General features: G+C 57.2%; 16 protein-coding genes and 3 pseudogenes. 13 read left to right on the top strand and 6 right to left on the bottom strand.

From position 1 onward, the window contains the following. Positions 1-8: 8 nt before the first annotated feature. Positions 9-305, top strand: a complete 297-nt coding sequence (locus JF290_RS14405) for an SdiA-regulated/phytase-like domain-containing protein (protein WP_199025600.1) — start codon at positions 9-11, stop codon at positions 303-305. A 904-nt stretch (positions 306-1,209) separates the two neighbouring features. Here JF290_RS14405 and JF290_RS14400 read toward each other — a convergent pair. The 5 genes and pseudogenes from JF290_RS14400 to JF290_RS19790 all read right to left on the bottom strand — a co-directional run. Further along, positions 1,210-2,038 (bottom strand): annotated as a pseudogene (locus JF290_RS14400) (IS3 family transposase); the annotation flags it as partial. Beyond that, on the bottom strand, positions 1,945-2,361 hold the full coding sequence (locus JF290_RS14395) for a hypothetical protein (protein WP_199025599.1): 417 nt from the start codon (positions 2,359-2,361) through the stop codon (positions 1,945-1,947). The gene JF290_RS14395 and the pseudogene JF290_RS14400, both read right to left, overlap by 94 nt. Before the next feature lie 1,554 nt (positions 2,362-3,915). Further along, positions 3,916-4,857, bottom strand: a complete 942-nt coding sequence (locus JF290_RS14390; RefSeq protein ID WP_199025598.1) for a hypothetical protein — start codon at positions 4,855-4,857, stop codon at positions 3,916-3,918. A 26-nt stretch (positions 4,858-4,883) separates the two neighbouring features. After that, on the bottom strand, positions 4,884-6,830 hold the full coding sequence (locus JF290_RS14385) for a caspase family protein (protein WP_199025597.1): 1,947 nt from the start codon (positions 6,828-6,830) through the stop codon (positions 4,884-4,886). A 112-nt stretch (positions 6,831-6,942) separates the two neighbouring features. Next, positions 6,943-7,146, bottom strand: coding sequence for a hypothetical protein (locus tag JF290_RS19790; protein ID WP_328701265.1), 204 nt, complete (start codon positions 7,144-7,146; stop codon positions 6,943-6,945). 584 nt (positions 7,147-7,730) lie between these two features. On the opposite strand from JF290_RS19790, the gene JF290_RS14375 reads away from it, so the two are divergent. The 11 genes and pseudogenes from JF290_RS14375 to JF290_RS19785 all read left to right on the top strand — a co-directional run bounded on the left by JF290_RS14375 (position 7,731) and on the right by JF290_RS19785 (position 17,127). Beyond that, positions 7,731-8,099 carry a hypothetical protein gene (locus tag JF290_RS14375; RefSeq protein WP_199025596.1) on the top strand — a complete coding sequence of 123 codons (369 nt, stop codon included), beginning with the start codon at positions 7,731-7,733 and terminating at the stop codon, positions 8,097-8,099. 118 nt (positions 8,100-8,217) lie between these two features. Next, positions 8,218-9,291 carry a DUF4394 domain-containing protein gene (locus tag JF290_RS14370; RefSeq protein ID WP_328701263.1) on the top strand — a complete coding sequence of 358 codons (1,074 nt, stop codon included), beginning with the start codon at positions 8,218-8,220 and terminating at the stop codon, positions 9,289-9,291. A gap of 130 nt (positions 9,292-9,421) precedes the next feature. Next, positions 9,422-9,964: a sigma-70 family RNA polymerase sigma factor gene (locus JF290_RS14365; RefSeq protein WP_199025595.1), complete on the top strand. Its 543-nt coding sequence runs from the start codon at positions 9,422-9,424 to the stop codon at positions 9,962-9,964. After that, positions 9,961-10,665, top strand: coding sequence for an anti-sigma factor (locus JF290_RS14360; RefSeq protein WP_199025594.1), 705 nt, complete (start codon positions 9,961-9,963; stop codon positions 10,663-10,665). Before JF290_RS14365 ends, JF290_RS14360 begins: the two co-directional genes overlap by 4 nt. A gap of 73 nt (positions 10,666-10,738) precedes the next feature. After that, positions 10,739-11,290: a fasciclin domain-containing protein gene (locus JF290_RS14355; protein WP_199025593.1), complete on the top strand. Its 552-nt coding sequence runs from the start codon at positions 10,739-10,741 to the stop codon at positions 11,288-11,290. Positions 11,291-11,451: 161 nt separating this feature from the next. Continuing rightward, positions 11,452-11,838 carry a peptide-methionine (R)-S-oxide reductase MsrB gene (gene msrB / locus JF290_RS14350; RefSeq protein ID WP_328701270.1) on the top strand — a complete coding sequence of 129 codons (387 nt, stop codon included), beginning with the start codon at positions 11,452-11,454 and terminating at the stop codon, positions 11,836-11,838. Between the two features lie 803 nt (positions 11,839-12,641). Further along, positions 12,642-12,908, top strand: a complete 267-nt coding sequence (locus tag JF290_RS14345) for a hypothetical protein (protein ID WP_199025592.1) — start codon at positions 12,642-12,644, stop codon at positions 12,906-12,908. A gap of 26 nt (positions 12,909-12,934) precedes the next feature. Beyond that, on the top strand, positions 12,935-13,717 hold the full coding sequence (locus JF290_RS14340) for a hypothetical protein (RefSeq protein ID WP_199025591.1): 783 nt from the start codon (positions 12,935-12,937) through the stop codon (positions 13,715-13,717). Further along, positions 13,714-14,619 (top strand): hypothetical protein, encoded by a 906-nt coding sequence (locus JF290_RS14335; protein WP_199025590.1) that lies wholly within the window; start codon positions 13,714-13,716, stop codon positions 14,617-14,619. The genes JF290_RS14340 and JF290_RS14335 overlap by 4 nt, the downstream gene beginning before the upstream one ends. A gap of 492 nt (positions 14,620-15,111) precedes the next feature. Then, positions 15,112-15,606: pseudogene (locus JF290_RS19595) on the top strand (peptidylprolyl isomerase); the annotation flags it as partial. After that, positions 15,583-17,127, top strand: coding sequence for a calcium-binding protein (locus JF290_RS19785; protein WP_328701269.1), 1,545 nt, complete (start codon positions 15,583-15,585; stop codon positions 17,125-17,127). The pseudogene JF290_RS19595 and the gene JF290_RS19785, both read left to right, overlap by 24 nt. A 169-nt stretch (positions 17,128-17,296) precedes the next feature. Here JF290_RS19785 and JF290_RS14325 read toward each other — a convergent pair whose 3' ends face one another. Beyond that, positions 17,297-17,575, bottom strand: a complete 279-nt coding sequence (locus tag JF290_RS14325) for a hypothetical protein (RefSeq protein ID WP_199025588.1) — start codon at positions 17,573-17,575, stop codon at positions 17,297-17,299. A gap of 134 nt (positions 17,576-17,709) precedes the next feature. On the opposite strand from JF290_RS14325, the pseudogene JF290_RS14320 reads away from it, so the two are divergent. After that, positions 17,710-18,077: pseudogene (locus tag JF290_RS14320) on the top strand (transposase); the annotation flags it as partial. Between the last annotated feature and the right edge of the window lie 123 nt (positions 18,078-18,200).

Raw genomic sequence — 18,200 nt, 5'->3', positions numbered from 1 at the left:
CCGAGGCGGTGCTCGTCACCCTGCAGGGCAATCACCTGATCGTCGGCGGCGGCGCCGGGAACATGCAACGGCTCGCCACGGACGGGGAGGCGCTGGGTCCGCCCTTCGCCCTCGACGGGGGCTGGGCCGATACCGAGGGTCTGTCGGTCAACGCCCAGGGGGAGTTGGTCACGGTGGAGGATGACCCAGAGCGGCTGTCCTGGTTCGCGCCCGACGGCGCGCTCCTGCGCCGGATCGACACCATGGACCTCTCCGCGCCGCTCACCGAGGCGCAGGGCATCGCCATCGACCCTCGCACATGCTGATAGTGGACGACTGGGAGGGTTCCAACAGCCTCACAAGTTTTCACCGGACGGCACGCTCCTCGCCTGGCAAAGCCTGCGCCCCTACGGCATCGCCATCCGCCCCGGATCCAACCAACTCTTCATCGCCTTCGACAGCGGAGCGGAAATCGTCACCTTCGACTACACCCCGAGCCTGCCCGAAGGCGCCGACCCGATCCCCCCGGGGGCCGACTGCGTGATGCTCCGAGCGGGGCAGGGGGCACGGGCCGACAAGGGACAGGATGCGCCCGTCCGACTGGGTCCGCGCGGTGCCGCGAAAAGCCTCTCCCACGACCCTCCAAAAACACGCCTGGCCCACACGAGTTTTGTCTTGGGGGTCTGTCTGGCCGAATCGGCTGACATGTCGGCGGTGCGAGTGAAGGGTGAGAAGCGACCGTTTTTGGCGTGTAGGTTTAGGCAGGCAGTGTATGTCAGCTGTGCGGGACTTTGCTGCCATTCGCTACAGATGCGCCAAGATCCGCTTCGACGTCGCTGTGACTGGAACAAACGGTCATTTACTTCACTGACAGAAACGTATGAGTTCTCTAGCCCGTAACCGTCCATGAAACCGGGGGAACTCCAACCCAACGACTGCCGAATCTCAAAATTAAAGGTAAGTGTCGAAGTCGAACGCGCTGCGTCTCAGAGGTAAGGACAACGCGACAGCAAGTCTGCACTGATAGCTTCACGAACGAGTGCGTGTGGTCTAACCTTGATACAACTAATGGGAATGCTCTGCATATGGTTCTGTCCGATCAACCTGACTTGGCAAACGCCGCATTCAGCGATGAAGCGTGGGGTGATGTCATCAATGCGATGGACCGGACATATTCTGAATTGGTGACATATCGGTGATCAGCCCCACTTGAGTGGTCCAATTTGATTGTTAGTGCATGATTGGTCTTTGATCCATCTGGACGATGGTTTCTGGCGCTGGCGGGCGATAGCCCAGAGCACTGTGGGGTCGTTTGGTATTGTAGTGTTTTCTCCATTCTTCGATCAAGATTTGTGCTTCGTGTAGGCTGTAGAAGATCTCGCCGTTAAAGAACTCATCTCTGAACCGGGCATTGAAGCTTTCGCAATATCCGTTCTCCCATGCACTGCCCGACAGGGCATCGCATTGCGATGTCCCGAAAGGGGTGACCCTGGTTCGATGTATGCCGTCTTCGCGCCGACAGCCTTGATCCAATCGCGTACGGCCTGGGCAACGAACTCTGGGCCATTGTCAGAACGAATGAACGACGGCACACCGCGCAGGATAAAAGGTCGCTCAAGGCATCGATGACATTGCCTGAGTTCAGCTTGCGATCCACCCGAATGGACAGGCATTCTCGGCTGTGCTCGTCGATGATGTTCAATGTCCGGAACGCCCTTCCGTCATCGGTCCGGCAATGCACGAAGTCATAAGACCAGACATGGTTGCGATACTCAGGCCGTAGACGGACACATGATCCATCGTTCAGCCAAAGCCGCCCTTTCTTCGGTTGCTTCATTGGCATTTTCAGCCCCTCTCGTCGCCACAGTCTTTCGACCCGCTTGTCGTTGACATGCCAGCCAGCATCTCTCAGCAGCGCTGCGATCCGACGATAGCCGTATCGACCATATTGCCGGGTCAGCTCGATCATATCGGCCACCAACAGGTCTTCATCAGGACGACCGACAGGCACCTTACGTTGCGTGGATCGCTGTTGTCTCGGAACGCGGCAAGCGCGGCGTAGTGCCGCTTCTTTCCGTCCAACTCGAACTGTACCGTCATCGGCTGGAACTTGACGTCATACGTGTTCGGCAACATCAGGGCTTCGAGGGCCACCGCAAACTCTGCGGCACTTTCACAGATCCCGAGTCGATGTTTCCAGTCGTTTGCCGGGGTTCTGTAGCCAAACCAGACTTTGTGGGAGGTCGAACTCCGGGATCCCGGATTCCTAACACCATCAAAGGGCAAAACACCTGTAACATGCCCCAATTCAATGATTGGCAATTTTGCCAGTTTTGGCGGCGAGTAATTCCACGTATCGTGGGCGATCATTTCGTCAGACATAGAAGTTCCAGTATCCTCACATTGTCCGGGCGCAGGGCAGCGAAAACGCAACCGAAGAGCACGGGAAAGACAAGCGCTCGCCTACAGACGGAAGTTCTCCGTGTTGATCGGGCGCCTAAGCTGCTGAGTTCAGACAGCTATTTTTGTGAGGGGGCGATCTGGGTTGTCGGCGACATGATCCGGCCATGCGGAAACCCATCCCACCAAAGGGTGGCACGAGTAGTCTTTCTTGGATCGATTTGATTGCATTGACAAAAGCGCTCCACCGAGGGGATGTGAGCGGTCTGAAGATCGGACTTGCAAAGCTGAGATGTAGAAGCAGACACCGAAACAGACCGCACGGGGCGGTGTGTTAAACGGTGCCTATCAGGCGGATATGAGCCATTGTCTTCAACATGGCGCTTTTTATCGCTCAATTAAATTGCAGAAAGCAAGACCAAATTTGATGAGATGCGGAATTTTTTTGAAACACACCATCGACACATGGGGGTGAGGGTATAAAACCTCTTGTTTTTAGGTTCCTCTCAAGAAATGGGGAGGTGGCGTGGGTTGTGTCGTTTCTGCATCACGTGCTTCTTCGCCGCTTCATAAGTGGGAAACTGAATCGACGGCCAACAAGGCGCGCGTGAAATAATTTCGCCATGTATTTTTCACTCCACCTTTCTTCGTTTTCTCATGGGGCCTTTCGTCACGCTCAATGATTCGCGCCCTGGTCGAGCGAATCAGGCGAGTCGGATGAGCAAGATTCAGTGCTCCAAGGCCAATTGAAGATCGTAAAGCAAGAACTAGAAAATCGACAAGTGGGTCGATCACTATTCTTGTGAAGAAGGCAAAACTATTCTTCAGTGGGGCGGGCAATAGAATTAGGCTTAGCCTAATTCTATTGATTTGAATTTTGAGAATTATCAAAATCCAAGAATAGTGTGTAATAACAGTGAGTTATTTGATTTATGGCGGCGAAACTGCTACACTCATTCCGTTGGTGGGCAACTGCTCAACGCGATGGAGGGTGAAATGAGAAGGGTGTAGAGGTTATTATCTCCACTGAATTATGTGGCCAGTTTTTCGGAGGATTCTTAATTCTCCAGCGCCGCATAATCTTTTTCTCACAAGGAGGTCAATGATGGCGATTGTAAGAAACGGGTTTAACTTTTCTCTGAATTGCGGGCGAACAATCTTTGGATTTCCTTCTCGTTTGGTCACTTGGACCATGAAGTTTATCTGCCTTCTACGTAGCCTACAGTCGATAACGATGAGCTTGGATCAGTGTCGTGCACGGCTTTGCTGCCCAAGCGATCCTTACCCGGATTTCTCTCAGCCCCCCCCAATTGAGCACCACAAGAAGTTGAAAATATTGGAATGATCGTATGCGTCCGGCCTGGCTGCTCTGACGCGCCGAAGAGTGTGTTGATAGTGTCCACGTTTGATAGTGGACGTGTTGAGGACGGATAGGGGGACAAAAGCAATCACTGGTAGTGATCGGCGAAAAACCGTGCAGTTTGCTGTGGCGCCGGAGATTGGGCCGCATCGCGCGGGCACGGAATTGCCCGGTTCTCAGGACAAAATGCCCTGAACCACGCGCGGCCGCGACAGGTATCCGACGATGCCATGGCGGTCGTTTGTCGGGTTCTTGATGTCGGATACGTTCGGGATTTCAGGCACGACATCGAAATTGGCCGCATCCAGCGGGTACAGCGCGATGGGGTCGCGGTCGTCAAAATAGTTTTCCCAGCGCGCGACGCCTTCGGGGAAGGACAGCGGGGTCAGCCGGATGCGGATGGTGCGGATGCCCAGTGGGCTGCCCATGGTCAGGAACAGCGGCACGTTACGGGGCGTGGCGCGCAGCACGTCATAGGCCACGATGGTGCCCAGTGAATGCGCCACCACGATGGTGGGCCGGTCGTCGAGATAGCTGTCGACGATGCGGTTGATGTCGCGCCGGACCACGTCCTTGTTGAGATAGAGGAACACGTCGCGGGTGAAGACATCGAGGGCCGACTGTGCCAGCCGGTCGTTGCGCTGTTCCAGCGTGCGCAGGATCGCCTGTACCCATTCCCAGTTGGCGAAACCCTTGTCGGTGGAAGTTCCGTCATAGTTTTCCTCGACCGCCGAGAGGGGGATGTCGTTGGCGTCCAGCATCTCTTCGGCCAGCGCCAGCTGGAACTTGAGGTATTCGTCCTGGCTGGCGTTGCCCTTGGAGGTGATGGCCGAGGTCGCGTTCACGTCGAACCGGTCGACCCAGTCGCCCAGCGCACGGCCGTAGTAGGGAAATACGAATTCGATATCGTCGGGCAGGGTTAGCCCCGCCGCCGCCGCGCCGTCGCGCAGGGCGGGCATCCATTCCGCGCGATTCTGGTCTTCGCTGCGGTCGGGGTGGCAGCAGCCGTGGATGATGACGATGCGTTCGGCCTGAGCGGCGGCGGCCCGATGCGTGGGCAGGGCGGCACCGACGGCAAGGCCCCCGAAAGCGGCGAGCAGGCGGCGTCGGTCGATCATGGTGGCTCCCTTCTTGTGTTCGTGCGTCAGCGCAATGCGCCGGATTTGACCGTATCCAGCAGGATCGCCACACCGGGTTCGGTGAACGAGGTCCAGACGGCGGGCGTGAGATAGCGCAGGGCGGCCTGCACCGGTTCGGGTATGGCCACCCCCTTGACCGGCAGATAGGACCAGCCGTTTCGCAGCATTGGGCAGAAAGGCACGACGTATTCCAGCAGTTCTTCCCCTTCGGCGACGTTGTCGCGGGCCAGAAGCACGTTGTCGAAAATCGGAGCCAGCTGGTTGCGGCCCGACTGTATTTCCGCGATCTCGCGCACCTCGCCCTGGATTCCGTCCTGGGCATAGCCATAGGCGGCGTAAATCCCCAGCGTGGGGTCGGAGAATTTCAGGAACCGCACCCGGTCGGCGAAGGTCTGGCCGTTTCCCGCCGCCCTTGCGAATGAATCGTCTACGCCGAACAGCCCGTCTTTCAGAGCCAGCGTGACCAGCGCCCGCAGGTCGCTGCGCCTTTGGCCGTAATCTTCGAATTCGTACCACGCATCCGATCCCGGTGTGGGCTCATAGGCGATCATGCCCGCGCCCTGATCGGTGACGAAGACATGGGCGACATAGCCCCGTAACAAGGCCAGCACGCATCCGGTACCATTGTCGAAGGACAGAACCGCAGAGGCGCCTTCTTCGGGGGGATCGGCGACGAAGATCTCGGCCGTGACGGGGGTTCCTTCGGTGGTTTCTCCGTCGGTGATGCCGACATATCCGATTTCCGCCGTGGTTCCGATATCGGTGGTCTTCGCGCCATAGATGGCGATGCCGCCGGGCTCGTTGCTGAGTGGCGGGTCGCGCATCGGTGTGATCCGGCTTTGCTGCGCGCGCAGGTCGAACAGGCGTTCCTCCAGGTTGGCGTCGAACTCGGCAGTCCTTTCGGGACCCTTGGGCGCGGCAAAGGGCAGGTCTTGCCGGGCGAAAGCTTCGGCGAAGACCTGGGTTTGCGAGGGTTCGCGCGCGCTGAAGTCGGGATCGGCAGAGGGAAGCTGAATCTGCATTCCTGCGGTGGTGTCGGCAAGTGTGTCGAGGGCATGCGGGCCGGCGATATAGACCGTATCGCGCGAGGGCACGCGGATGAAGGGGGTGACGTTTTCGTAAAGCTGGCGCTTCTCGGCCAGGCGCGGCATCTGGTCTTCAAGATATTCCCACAGTTTGCGGTTGGTGATGACCTGCCGTCCGTCCACTGGGGACAGCAACGTATCGGGCGGTTCAGTGAAGGCCCCCAGGATGGCCTGTGTGAACAGGCTTTCGTATTTTTCCGAGGCCTTGGTGATCAACGGCGAGGCGGCGGGGTCGGCTGGCACCTCGACCTCGTAGGCGGGTTTGGTGCTTTTGGCGGCGAAGAATCGGTCGATGATCACATCGGCAGAAGGCGCGTTGGGGGACGGGAACAGCCCCGAGCCGCGCACGCGGGCCTGCGCGTCGTCCGACGGGTCGGGCAGGGACCGGCAGGCATCGCCGATGAACACGATGTTGCGGATGCGCGAGCTGAGGGCGAGCTGTTCCAGCGACTTGACGTGGATCGCCTGGTCGGGGTCGCGCAGGGCATTGGGCAACAGCCAGACGTCTTCTTTTTCGGGCGACCAGAAGCCGTGGCCGGAGAAGAAGATGACCAGCTGGGTCAGGCTGTCTTTGGCGGCGATGTCCCAGGCGCTTTGCTTGATGGGCCAGACCATGTTGGCGCGTTCCGCGTCGGACAGTACCTCGTCGACATGCAGGTGCACGTCATAGCCTTCGCGCTCCAGCAGAGCGGCCAGCATGTGGGCCTGCGGTACGGGCGAGCGCAGGGTGGGAAGTTTTTCGGTCTTGCCGATACCGATCACGAGCGCGGCGTGGGTTTGCGGACGGGGCGGGGCTGCGCTGGCGAGATACGGCAGCGTGGACAGAAAGGCACTCCCCGTGCACAGGAAAGCTCGTCTTCTCATCATGTAAACACTCGGGTTCAAAAAGGAATTTGGAACCGGACGGCGATCAATACGGGAACAACCCTAGCACGAGATTAGCCAGTTGCCTAGGCGTCCGCCGGGAGCGGGCTGAGCGTCAGGCGGTGCGCCAATCGCCGGAGGCGAAGCCGTCAAGGGTCCAGTCGCCCACCGACCAGCGGATCAGGCGCAGGGTGGGGTGGCCTATATTCGCCGCCTTGCCGCAAGACCGGCGCGACGGCTTCAGAGCGGCGTTCGAGGACTTCCACCGATCATTTGCCACCGGGTCCGGCCTGGCGATACCTCGACTGGCGCTCGTCATCCGCGGTTTCAGGATTTAAGCCACCATGCCGCTGAAGGCGTGGAAACGGGGTGCTGGCTCACGCGCAGAGCATTGGCAATACTTCCTGAAGCAGTCATTCATGCACCCTGCCGAGAACAACGCTCAACGTAAGGGGTGGAGAGCGGTCGTTCACCACAGCTTGCACAGAGGTCTGTTGAGCGGACGAAGCTGCGGCTCACTGCGGCTGCGCCAATGGCGGCTTCTGGAAAACGGACACGGTCAAAAACGGTGGGTTCTGGTACGGCACAAAACCCATGCCAGTACCTTCCTTCTCACAGGGCCAGTAAGGCTGGAGTGCTGCATCAAACCCCTGCGCAAGAAGCTGATCGACATCGAACGTTCCAAAGACATGGTAAAGACACTAGTCCCTAGGGCGCTGACGCCAGACATTTTCTGGCGTATACTCGAGTGGTCCATCTATGGGAGGAAATAGCATGCCAAACAATTTCGTTTGTGTCTGTACGTGGGCTGCATTTCTAGTTTCAGCTAACATGGGGCATGCCCAGTTTGGCCAAGATGGCCTTCTTGGACAAGTTCCTCCCAACCAACGCTTAGATCGTGGAATGAAAGAGATGCAAGAGGAACTGGAAAGGATTGAGAAGTCGGTAGCTTCACTTGTGAAGCGCGGGGTGAAGTCATACTCTATCTCGGCCACCTGCGTGATGAGCCACAACGATCTCTTTTATGTCGCAAGCCCCTCCGATTTTGTCCTGACATCGGCTGATGGGGGGGCCTGGACCTATCCGCAAGTTGATCTGAAGGTAGGCGACGTGATTACGGTCAGCGCGGCGGAGGAGTGCAGCTATATGAATGACGCGTCCAATAATATGATCGCGACGACCTCGGCCGCCGGTGGCTACGTCGATTACACGCCCGCTCCGTCGGACGATCCTGAAAAAATGAAACACTGGTTCACGCTTCAAGCTCAATAAATCTCGCGTACGGGACTTACGCACTACTTTCCATGTTAATCTGCCAAGTGCCCTGTAACTTCGGCCTCTCATAGCATCCGAACTAGGAGTGCCTCGCCCGGTTGGCAGGAGGCAAGTTGTGCCAAAAACCTATTGGCAGAACGGATTGGACAAAAACGGTCGTTTTTACCGGTGTCACAAATGGTTGAGTTTTGACCAGGATTTCGTTTCGGGTCTGGCGTCATCGCCGTGCAATTCAGAAAATTCAAGCCGCGCTGAAACTATCCAGCATTGCCTTTCGTGGTTGAAGGCAGAGCGCACTCAATACGTGCGAACTGAGACCAACCTGAAAGGAAAAACAATGAAAACCCAAGCTCTTCTGACATCTCTGCTCGCTCTTGCTGCCGGCCCGGCATTTGCAGCAGATCACGCGGTGATTTCCGGCTATGCCCTGAGCGATGACGGCGCAACGCTCGTTGTGATGGCTGATGTGAATGCCCCCGGCGAAGTGATGACCTACAGCCTGGCATCTCCATTGAAGGCGATTGCCTGGCGCCCTGTGACCGGAGAGTTGCTCGGATTCTCGAACGGCATGATCGCGACCATTGATCCGATGTCGGGCGAGATGACCGATCTGGGCGCAGCGTTCATGGATGATGCGATGATTGGCGACGGGAAGATGGTTGCGTTTGACTTCAACAACAAAATTGATGCTGTGCGCGCCGTCACATCGGCAGGAGACAACCTCGTCTATTTTCCCAAAGGCTTTGGCGACAATGATGAGCGTGCCGGTTCTGTACGCCGCTTCACCGACTTGGCATATGCCGCCGATGACGCGATGTCCGGTACGACGCCCATGATCTTTGCCAACGCTTACACGAACGCCATCCATGGTGAGACAGCAGGCGCGACCTTCCAATACGCACTTGATGCTGCAACCGACACGCTGGTCAGTCTGGCCAACAACGCAGGGACTTTGGAAACCATCGCCAAGATCACCGTTGAGGGCGCAGCTGTCGACTTGGCCCCGATGGGAGGGTTCGACATCGTCTCAGCCAAGGAAGGCGAGAACTTGGCACTGGCAATCCTGCAAATGGAAGGTGCTGAAACCGCCGGTCTTTATGAAATCGACCTTGAAACAGGTGCGGCCACAATGAAAGCCGATCTTGGCATGGGCGGGATTACAGGTTTCGCGGCATCGCTCGGTATGTAGCCCGTGATGACGGGGTCGCGAGTTGATTGGTAGCAGTGCAGGATGGTCCTGGCGGCAAGAGATTGCCGTTTGGGGCCATTTCTGTCAGTCAGGCAGGGAAAAGTAGCTATTTGAACGGCTTAAGACACACATGACGGATCGCAAGGACATTGAAGAGCTGATCGGCAAGATCGCCCTTGGCGACCGGGCTGCGCTGGCCGCGCTCTATGATGCCACGAGTGGGAAACTATTCAGCGTGTGCCTGCGTGTCTTGAAGAGCCGGTCCGAAGCCGAGGATGCGCTGCAAGATGTCTACCTTCGGATTTGGGCCAAGGCTGACCGATATGCGGTGACAGGTCATAGCCCGATGACATGGCTCATCACGGTTGCGCGAAACCTTTCGATTGATCGGTTGCGCGCCAGGAAGAGCAATAATGTGGACCTCGACAGCGTCGGTGAGCTTGTTGAAAAGAGACCAGGGCCTGAGGCTGCAACTATTGCGGCGTCAGAGCAACGCCGGATCAGCGCCTGTTTCAAGGAACTGCCGCCAGACCGCGCCGATGCCGTTCGTGCCGCCTATCTTGACGGTGCGACCTACCAAGCGCTTGCGGACCGCTTTGATGTGCCGCTGAACACGATGCGAACCTGGCTGCGCCGCAGCTTGATAGCTTTGAAGGAGTGCCTTTCGCGATGAGCGATCAACAGGACATACCGGAAGACGAGGCGCTGGCCGCCGAGTACGTCTTGCGCCTGCTGGACGCGGACGCGGAACGGGCTTTTGAGGCGCGGCTTCAGACTGAGCCCGATCTTCATGAGCATGTGCGTTTCTGGGAGGAAGAGTTCGCGGCCCTCGCTACTGATCTGCACGAAGATGTTCCTTCGCCCTCGGTAAGAGCAGCGCTTATCGCAGAGTTGAGTGGTGAGAAAACAAACGCAAGGCGCGGTTGGGCCTGGAATTGGCTGCCCTTCCCTGCACTGGCCATCGTGGCCGCCGCTGCGTTTCTCATCTTCAGCCCAATGCTACGCGGCCCGGCATTTGATCCGACGCTCCATGCCACGCTGATCTCGGAAGATGGCGCTGTCCATATCGAGGCTGGCTACGCCCCGAATGGTAACTTTTTCAAAGTGATCCCTGAGCAGGGTGCGCCAGCGTCGGGCCGAGATTTCGAGCTTTGGGTGATCGGTGCAAATGCAGACGCACCCGTATCTTTGGGTGTGATCCCAACGGATCGTGAAAGCCTGTTCGAGATCACGCCTGAGATTGCAGCTTTGATCGATGGCGGCGTATTGGCTGTATCGGATGAACCCGAAGGCGGCTCGCCGACTGGCGCGCCAACGGGAGCAATTCTCGCGACCGACGAATTCTTCGACGCGGATTTATTTCAGTCGGGCTGAAACTCTCTTTCGGACCTGCCCGTGACTCCCCTGCAACCGCAAAAGATCGCGGGCAAACCTAGAGGAGTTACTTATGACAATCGCATCCAAGCTATCCGCCACGGCAGTCGTCCTGAGCGTTGCAACCGCAGCCTATGCTGAAAACCCGATGGTGGGTGGTGCTGCAATGTTCGAAACCAAGAACATTGTCGAGAATGCCGTGAATTCGGCAGATCACACCACGCTCGTCGCAGCTGTTCAAGCCGCGGATCTCGTCGACACGTTGCAAAGCCGTGGGCCCTTCACGGTTTTTGCACCGGTGAATGATGCCTTTGCCGCATTGCCTGCGGGAACGGTCGATACGCTCTTGAAGCCAGAAAACAAGGACATGCTGGTCAAAGTGCTGACCGCGCATGTTGTCGCTGGCGACTGGTCCGCCGCAGAGATCGCGCGTCAGGCGCGCGCCTCGTCCGACGGCTTCTATCATTTCAATGCCGTGTCAGGCGATGCGCTGTCAGCACAGGTCAAGGGCAAGAACGTCTACATCTATGACGAAAACGGCAACGCCAGTCGCGTGACCATTGCGGATGTCGATCAGTCGAATGGCGTGATCCACGTTGTCGATGCCGTCCTCGTCCCGAAGTAAGTCGAGCAGACCCACATGCTTGCATGGGCCAGCCATCTTCTAGGCTGGCCCATGTTGGGTTTTTACGAAGGAGGTAACACATGAAACGCAGAGCATTTCTGATGACGGCCGGTGCGGCCTTTATCGCCAAACCCCTTTCCGCCGCGACATGAGGTTATGAGATTTGCCGCAGTGAAGCTGAATGGCGCGAACGCTTGACTGAAAGTGAGTACCTCGTGCTGCGGGAGGAAGAGACCGAGCGTCCCTACACCAGCTCATTGAATGGGGAAACGCGCGCTGGCACATATCGCTGCCGGGGCTGCGACCTCTCCGTCTACAGCTCAGACGCGAAGTACGACAGCGAGACTGGTTGGCCGAGCTTCTTTGAAAGCTTGCCGAATGCGATTGGAACGAAAGAGGATAGAAGGTTCATCTTTCAAGTCAGGACCGAAGTACATTGCCGCCGCTGCGGCAGCCATTTGGGCCACATCTTCGACGACGGGCCGGAGCCGACTGGCAAACGTCATTGCCTGAACGGGCTAAGCCTGACTTTTGCCGCTACTGCATGAATAAAGAGATTGAATGGATTTGCCCGTCTGACAGCGGAGGTATCGCGGGTGGCCATCGAGCGCGAGCTGCGTGAGGGCACATCCGGACGATCTATGTCGGAAAGGGCAATGGATCGGCCTAGGTGGTCTCCTGGGATCCGGAGAGAGCAGGATACCAGGCGCGATAGCGATCAGGGCCGGGCGTCTCTGAGACGTCGATACCTGGCCAGCGATGGCCCATGCCTCTCCAAATGCTGTGCTTCGTCATGGAGACCTACACGTGCCTCCTTGGCCCACTCGGCGCGACGTGCCGCCTCTTCTTCGAGGGCGGCTTTGCGCGTATCTCCAAGGCCTTGGGATTTGTCGGCAGGTGGCATACGGGTCTCCCATGCTTTGCTATCCGCTAACACATCTTGCTGGAAATGTCGCTCCAGTGATCTCTCAGCGCCCGAAGATTCGATTGACCAGCTCCTCCAGCCAGATCCTCATCTCGAGGAGCTTCTCCCGCAACTTCTTCTGATCTTCCTCGGCCTCTTTGTGGGTCTTTGACAGCTCATCGAAATGGATTGGACTGCCCCCATCGAATGGTCTTCTGTTCGCCGTGCAGGGCGCCTGTCAGATCGGCTCGAACCCATGGTGAGCCTCACCAAGATCTTGTTTTCAAATTATTTTGCGAGTTCTGTCGACGCTAAAGCTTGGTCAACAATGCCAGCCTTGATCGTCGAGAGTGCAATTTTTGGGTTGCTCGGAAATATTGCTGTATAATTTTTGTTGACAGATTTTGGTGATGCGGCAATATACCGATATTGCCAAAGGAGATTCTCATGCGACTGACCCGCCATGCCACCGAACGACGCACGTTGCGCAACCTGCCAGTGGACATCCTCCAGCTCATCCGGGACTACGGCGAGCCCGTTCATTCTCGGGGAGCCCTCTCATTGATGCTGGATGATGCGACGCTCGACCTGATCGCTGAAGGTGATCTGCGACGCCGCCAGTCACTCAGCCGCTACCGGGGAGCTTACCTGATTGAATCCCGCGACGGCACCGTCATTACCGCCGCGCGGCGCACCCGCCGCCACCGCCGCTAATCCAACCCACACGGAGTTTCCGAACCTTGGAACAGGATCTTTCCCTCGCCACGACCTATCTGGCCCGCATCTCTCCCACCACGTCCGCCGAACTGGACGGCCAAGCCATGACCATCGCTCAAGATGGTGCCCTCAGGGTTGCTTATGCACCCTTCGACCACATTGCCCGTGACGCCAGGGTTGTGATCGTGGGCATCACGCCGGGCCGGGTTCAGGCGACGAAAGCTTTGTCGGCCGCACTGGAAGCGCTGGAAATGGGTATATCCATTCCCGAAGCCCTCGCTGAGGCCAAGCTGACCGGCAGCTTCAGCGGACCGCTCAGGACCAATCTCGTGGCGATGCTGGACGCGATTGGCTTAGCGGAACATCTGGGTGTCGAGACCACGGCCGAACTCTTCCGGCCAGGCTCACAGGACGTACACTTCACGTCTGCTCTACGCTACCCGGTCTTCATGGGCCGCCAGAATTACAACGGCACACCGGACATGCTCAGGACTCCGCTTCTGCGCAGGATGATCGAGACTTATCTGGAGGAAGAAGCCCGGATGCTGCCGAACGCGCTCTGGCTTCCCCTCGGCCCACGCCCCGAGGCGGCTCTGCGTCACCTTGCCAGACAGGGACTGATCGACGGAAAGAGAATCGTGGGCGGCCTTCCGCACCCGAGCGGCGCGAATGCCGAGCGTGTCGCGGTGTTCCTCGGACGGAAATCGCCTGAAATGGCCTCGCGCCAGACAAACGCGGCCAAGCTGCTAAGCGCATTCAAGGCGCTCTCGGCACAGATTGCCGCGCTGAAAGCAGTCTCAGCATGAGCAAGACATCGAACATTCCGCACGACTGGCCAGAGATCGAAGCTCAGGTTCGTGACGCGATTATTGCGATGGCGTCGATCCTTCAAGTCTTTGGGCCGCAGGACGAGGATGAGATGACCGTCACCGCGTTTCTCGGTCTGCCTATCGAGATCGCTGGCCGAGGGGATATGAGCTCACAAGAAATCGCAAGCGTCGACATCACCCGGCACGCCCTTTACGGACATGCGCGTGCCGCTTGGTGCTATGCCTACCAGCTCGACGGGTGGGAGGATTTCACGCCTGAGCATTTGCACGAGATAAGCTGCGGCTTGCTCAGCGGTGGATATGCGCTGACTGACAGGGAGGCAGAACCGACGGGTCTCAACTTCAGGAACGATCCGCCGCTTCGGCGGGTTTTCGAAACAGCCCTAGCCCGCTGGAACTGGACCCACGACAATAGCGACCTGACGGTCAGGGAGCTGGCCCTTCTATCCAACATGGCAGAAACGACCGTGCGTTCCTCTCTCAGCAAGGAAGGGTTCCGGCTGGAACCTCCGAACACCAAGGACGAGGACAGGTCATCCTACACTCTGTCGGCCAACGACGCACTACAATGGCTAAGTCGCCGCCGGGGGTTCATTCCAAATGCCACCACCCAATCACCTGATCGACAGCGCATTGCGATCCGCGAGACTCTTGCCGATCTGTCTATCCCGTTCCCCACGGTCCTGAAACGAACGGCGGACCTTGCCGGCTTTTCGGGCACGCAAGGATCAGGGGTAGACCCGGAATGGTATGCCGGGCTGGTGGAAGGGCGAGCGGTTGCTCCTGATGTCGAAGCCCTGGTCAAGCTGGCGGATATGCTCGATGTTCCACGAGCCGACTTCGCAGTGCGCGGGGTGCGGCATCTTCTGGATCAATAAACAGCCAAGGCCAGGTCCCAGTGATTTCAGCTCAAGTGGTTGAATGGCACTGGTTGGGGAGAGGCCGCGCACATACCGGTAACAGAGTACGCCGTATTTTCCGGTGTCATACTGCATGATCTATTCCTCCCGAAATGAGCCTTTGCCCCGGCTGCGGCTCATTTCGGGAGGAATAGATGCTGAAGGTGGCGGATCATGGATCACCCAGAGGGTGCACGCGAAACGGGCGATAGGCGGCTTGGTTTTGACCGCCGGGTGCGGTTGAAATTTCGTGGCACGCAGCTCAGTTCCGACGGCGGTCTTCTGGTGACGCTCTTTCGCGGTCCGATCCACCCAAATTCAAGCGCTCTGACGACCGCACTTAAGGCTGAAAGCGCGAACCACTTGATCTGGCGAGAAGTTCAGACAACAGTGACATCAAGCGGCAGGCCACCTTGGGAATGTCGTTGGGGTATTTCGATGTAAGATTGAGCATTAGGTCGAGGGTTTTAAGTGGATATCAGAATTGAAATTGCCGGTGAGATAGCCGCAGGCTTCGTTAATATCGATCTGTTTGAAGAGGTTGCGCCCAACCATGTGACACAGATCGTTACGTTAGTTGAGCAGGGGGCTTATGATGGCGTCGTCTTTCACCGGGTAATCGACGGCTTTATGGCTCAAACCGGTGACGTTCAGTACGGCAATATCTACGGTGATCTGAGCCTTGTCGGCACTGGCGGGTCCGATCTGCCCGACTTGGCACCCGAATTCTCGGAGATCATGTTTGATCGCGGCGTTGTCGGAATGGCGCGGGCGCAGGATCCTAGCAGTGCCAATAGTCAGTTCTTCATTATGCTTGAAGACGGACACTTCCTGAATGGACAATACACCGTCGTCGGACGTGTCACGTCAGGCATGGATATCATCGACGACATTAAGTTGGGGGAAGGTGGAAATGGCGCCGTTCTCGGCCAGCCTGACTTCATGCGGAGTGTCACCGTTGTGGAACCGCCAGACGTTCCCGAAACGGCCGTCGTGGATGCACATTGGGTCCTGGAGGGCATTGATCTTGATGGCAACACTTTCACAGGAGATCTGGTATTTGACAGCCAATCCTTCGACCTAGCGACGGGCAAGACAGCCCTGACGGGGCACATTGACTGGCTGGCCAACGAGAGCTTTTCCTTTACTGTCGATTTCAGAGCGCAGCGACACTCCGACGGTAGGCTTGAGTTCAATTATACCGAGAACAACCCTCCCGTCAGTGGCGTGGTCCCGGCGCTCTACAAAGCCCAGTTTTCCGAGCAAAACAAAGCGATCAGCGCCTACTACGACGATCCTGGGGTCGTAGAAGGAACATGGTGGGCAATGCCCAAGAGCGTGGGCATCCTGCCGCGCTGGTCCAAGTTGCAGGAGAAGATCAAATTTGAAGGTGGGTTCGGTTTGGCTGAGTTTGATGCTCAAGGAGAACTCAGTATTCTGAGTGAAATGATGCGTCTCTATCACGAATCTCCGACAGCGCGTCGCGATCTCAACGACGCTTTGCTGAACCGAAAGTCGGATGTGTATATGAAAACGCTCGAAATCGGCGCAGTGGCAGACGGAACCGGTTCGAAGCACTTTCCGCTAAGAGACAGCAACCAGATTTTCATCGATCCTCTTGATCCCGTCGCCCGAACGTTTCTGAGCACTGAAGCCCAGCCAATCAAACTGAGCCTTGGTAGCATTGTCTTCCACGAATTCCGCCATGCCTACGAGGATTACGCGACCTGGATCACCGAGCGCCCCGAGGTTGAAGTTGGGGCATCCCGCTTCGACGATCCGGATTTTGACCATCTGGGAAGCGTCGTTCGAAGTACCAACGAAGTGCGCGCCGAACTTGGAGAGGAACTGCGCGGCTCCTACGGCTCGCTCACCAATCGCCCAAACGTGATCGCGGCTTTAGAAGAGATGGCAGGGCCGATTTCCGCTCTGCCCGTTCCTTTTGACCAAGTCGTGCATTTTCGTGATCCCTCGAACGACATGCCGGTCTGGTCCAGCGTTGGCACAATCGCTTCCGGACACCCGAGTAAAGACTTCGTCATCGCGAACAACAAGTCGAACATCGTCAAGACCGGTGGTGGCATTGATGTCGTGCTGGGTCTCAAAGGGGCACTGAATGCGAAACTTGGTAGTGGGAATGACTGGGCATTTGGATCGAGCAAGCGCGATACAATAGAAGGTGGGTCCGGTCGAGACACGATTGATCCTGGTGCCGGTCGCGACACGCTTTCAGGTGGGCGAGGTCCGGACGATTTCATCTTTGGTGACAGCTATGGGGTAAACAGAATTCTTGACTTTAATGCCTCGTCACGCAAGGAAGACATTGACCTTTCGAATGTCAGTGAGATTACCGGGTATCGCGATCTGGTGAACAACCACTTGTCACAAGTTCGTGGGAATGCTGTAATCGACGATTTCAACGGGACGCGGATCATATTGGTGAATACCGATTTGGCCGACCTCGACCGGAGCGATTTTATCTTTTGACGAAGTTAATTCGGCTTTAAGCGAAGGTGCGGTGGGGTGCTGGCAGACTAATTCAAACCATAAACGGAGGGAAAGTGAGACTTTCCTATATGCTGCGGCGAGAACGCGCTACTCGGCGACGGCGTGGTTGCGTTTGAAATTAGTTCGCCAGTGCAGCTTCTAATGAGCGCTAGTCTAGCGCGTGAATCTCCTCCACATTGACAACAGTGTCAAACAGGCCAATCTCCTTAAGATCGTGCTTGCTGAAGCCGGCGTAGTTCAAGCTCGAGTCTTCGTAGCGCTTGAATTTGTAGACGGCGTGATTCATCAGACTGCTGTTAAACACATCGAGACTGACCAGAAGCTCAAAGTCAGCAACATTTAAGCCAGTGACTTTCTTGAACAGGCCCGGTTCCAGTTGTGTAATAACGTCTCGCAGGCTTCGCTCCCTGTAGTCCGTCAGATACATGAAAGCTGGAATGCGTGTCGCAAACTTGATGAGCTTCTCCTGGATCTGTTTTCGAAGGCTCTTGTATTTGACCTGAGACCCGTTTCCTCCTCCATATTGAGGTAGAGTCCGTCCCAACGAAGCAGACGGACAGAATGAAGAGATCACGGTTCAGCGAAGAGCAGGTCATCGCGATCCTGAAGCAGCAGGAGAGCGGTGTTTCGACGGCTGATGTATGCCGCGAGCATGGGATCAGCTCGGCGACGTTCCATAAATGGAAGGCGAACTTCGGCGGCCTTGAAGTGTCAGATGCCCGACGACTGAGGGCTCTTGAGGACGAGAACGCGAAGCTGAAGAAGTTGCTGGCCGAGCAGATGCTGGACAACGCCATGTTGAAGGATGTCGCCTCGCGAAAGTGGTAACGCCCGGCGCGAAGCGGGAAGCTGTGGCGCATCTGTGCAAAGAGCACGAGGTGAGCCAGCAGCGGGCGTGTTCTGTGCTTGGCGTAGACCGGTCGAGCGTGGAGCTATGAGTGAATCTGGTGTCCGGCTGGTTTGAAAGCTGGCGGTGCATCTGGTTGGTTTGTTGTTGCGACACAAGCCACCGACCAAAGAGGACGCACCACCATGGACGACGCTACCATCAT

This window comes from Sedimentitalea arenosa (genome assembly GCF_016428585.1).
Classification (GTDB): domain Bacteria; phylum Pseudomonadota; class Alphaproteobacteria; order Rhodobacterales; family Rhodobacteraceae; genus Sedimentitalea; species Sedimentitalea arenosa.
This window is presented reverse-complemented; position numbering and strand designations above follow the sequence as displayed.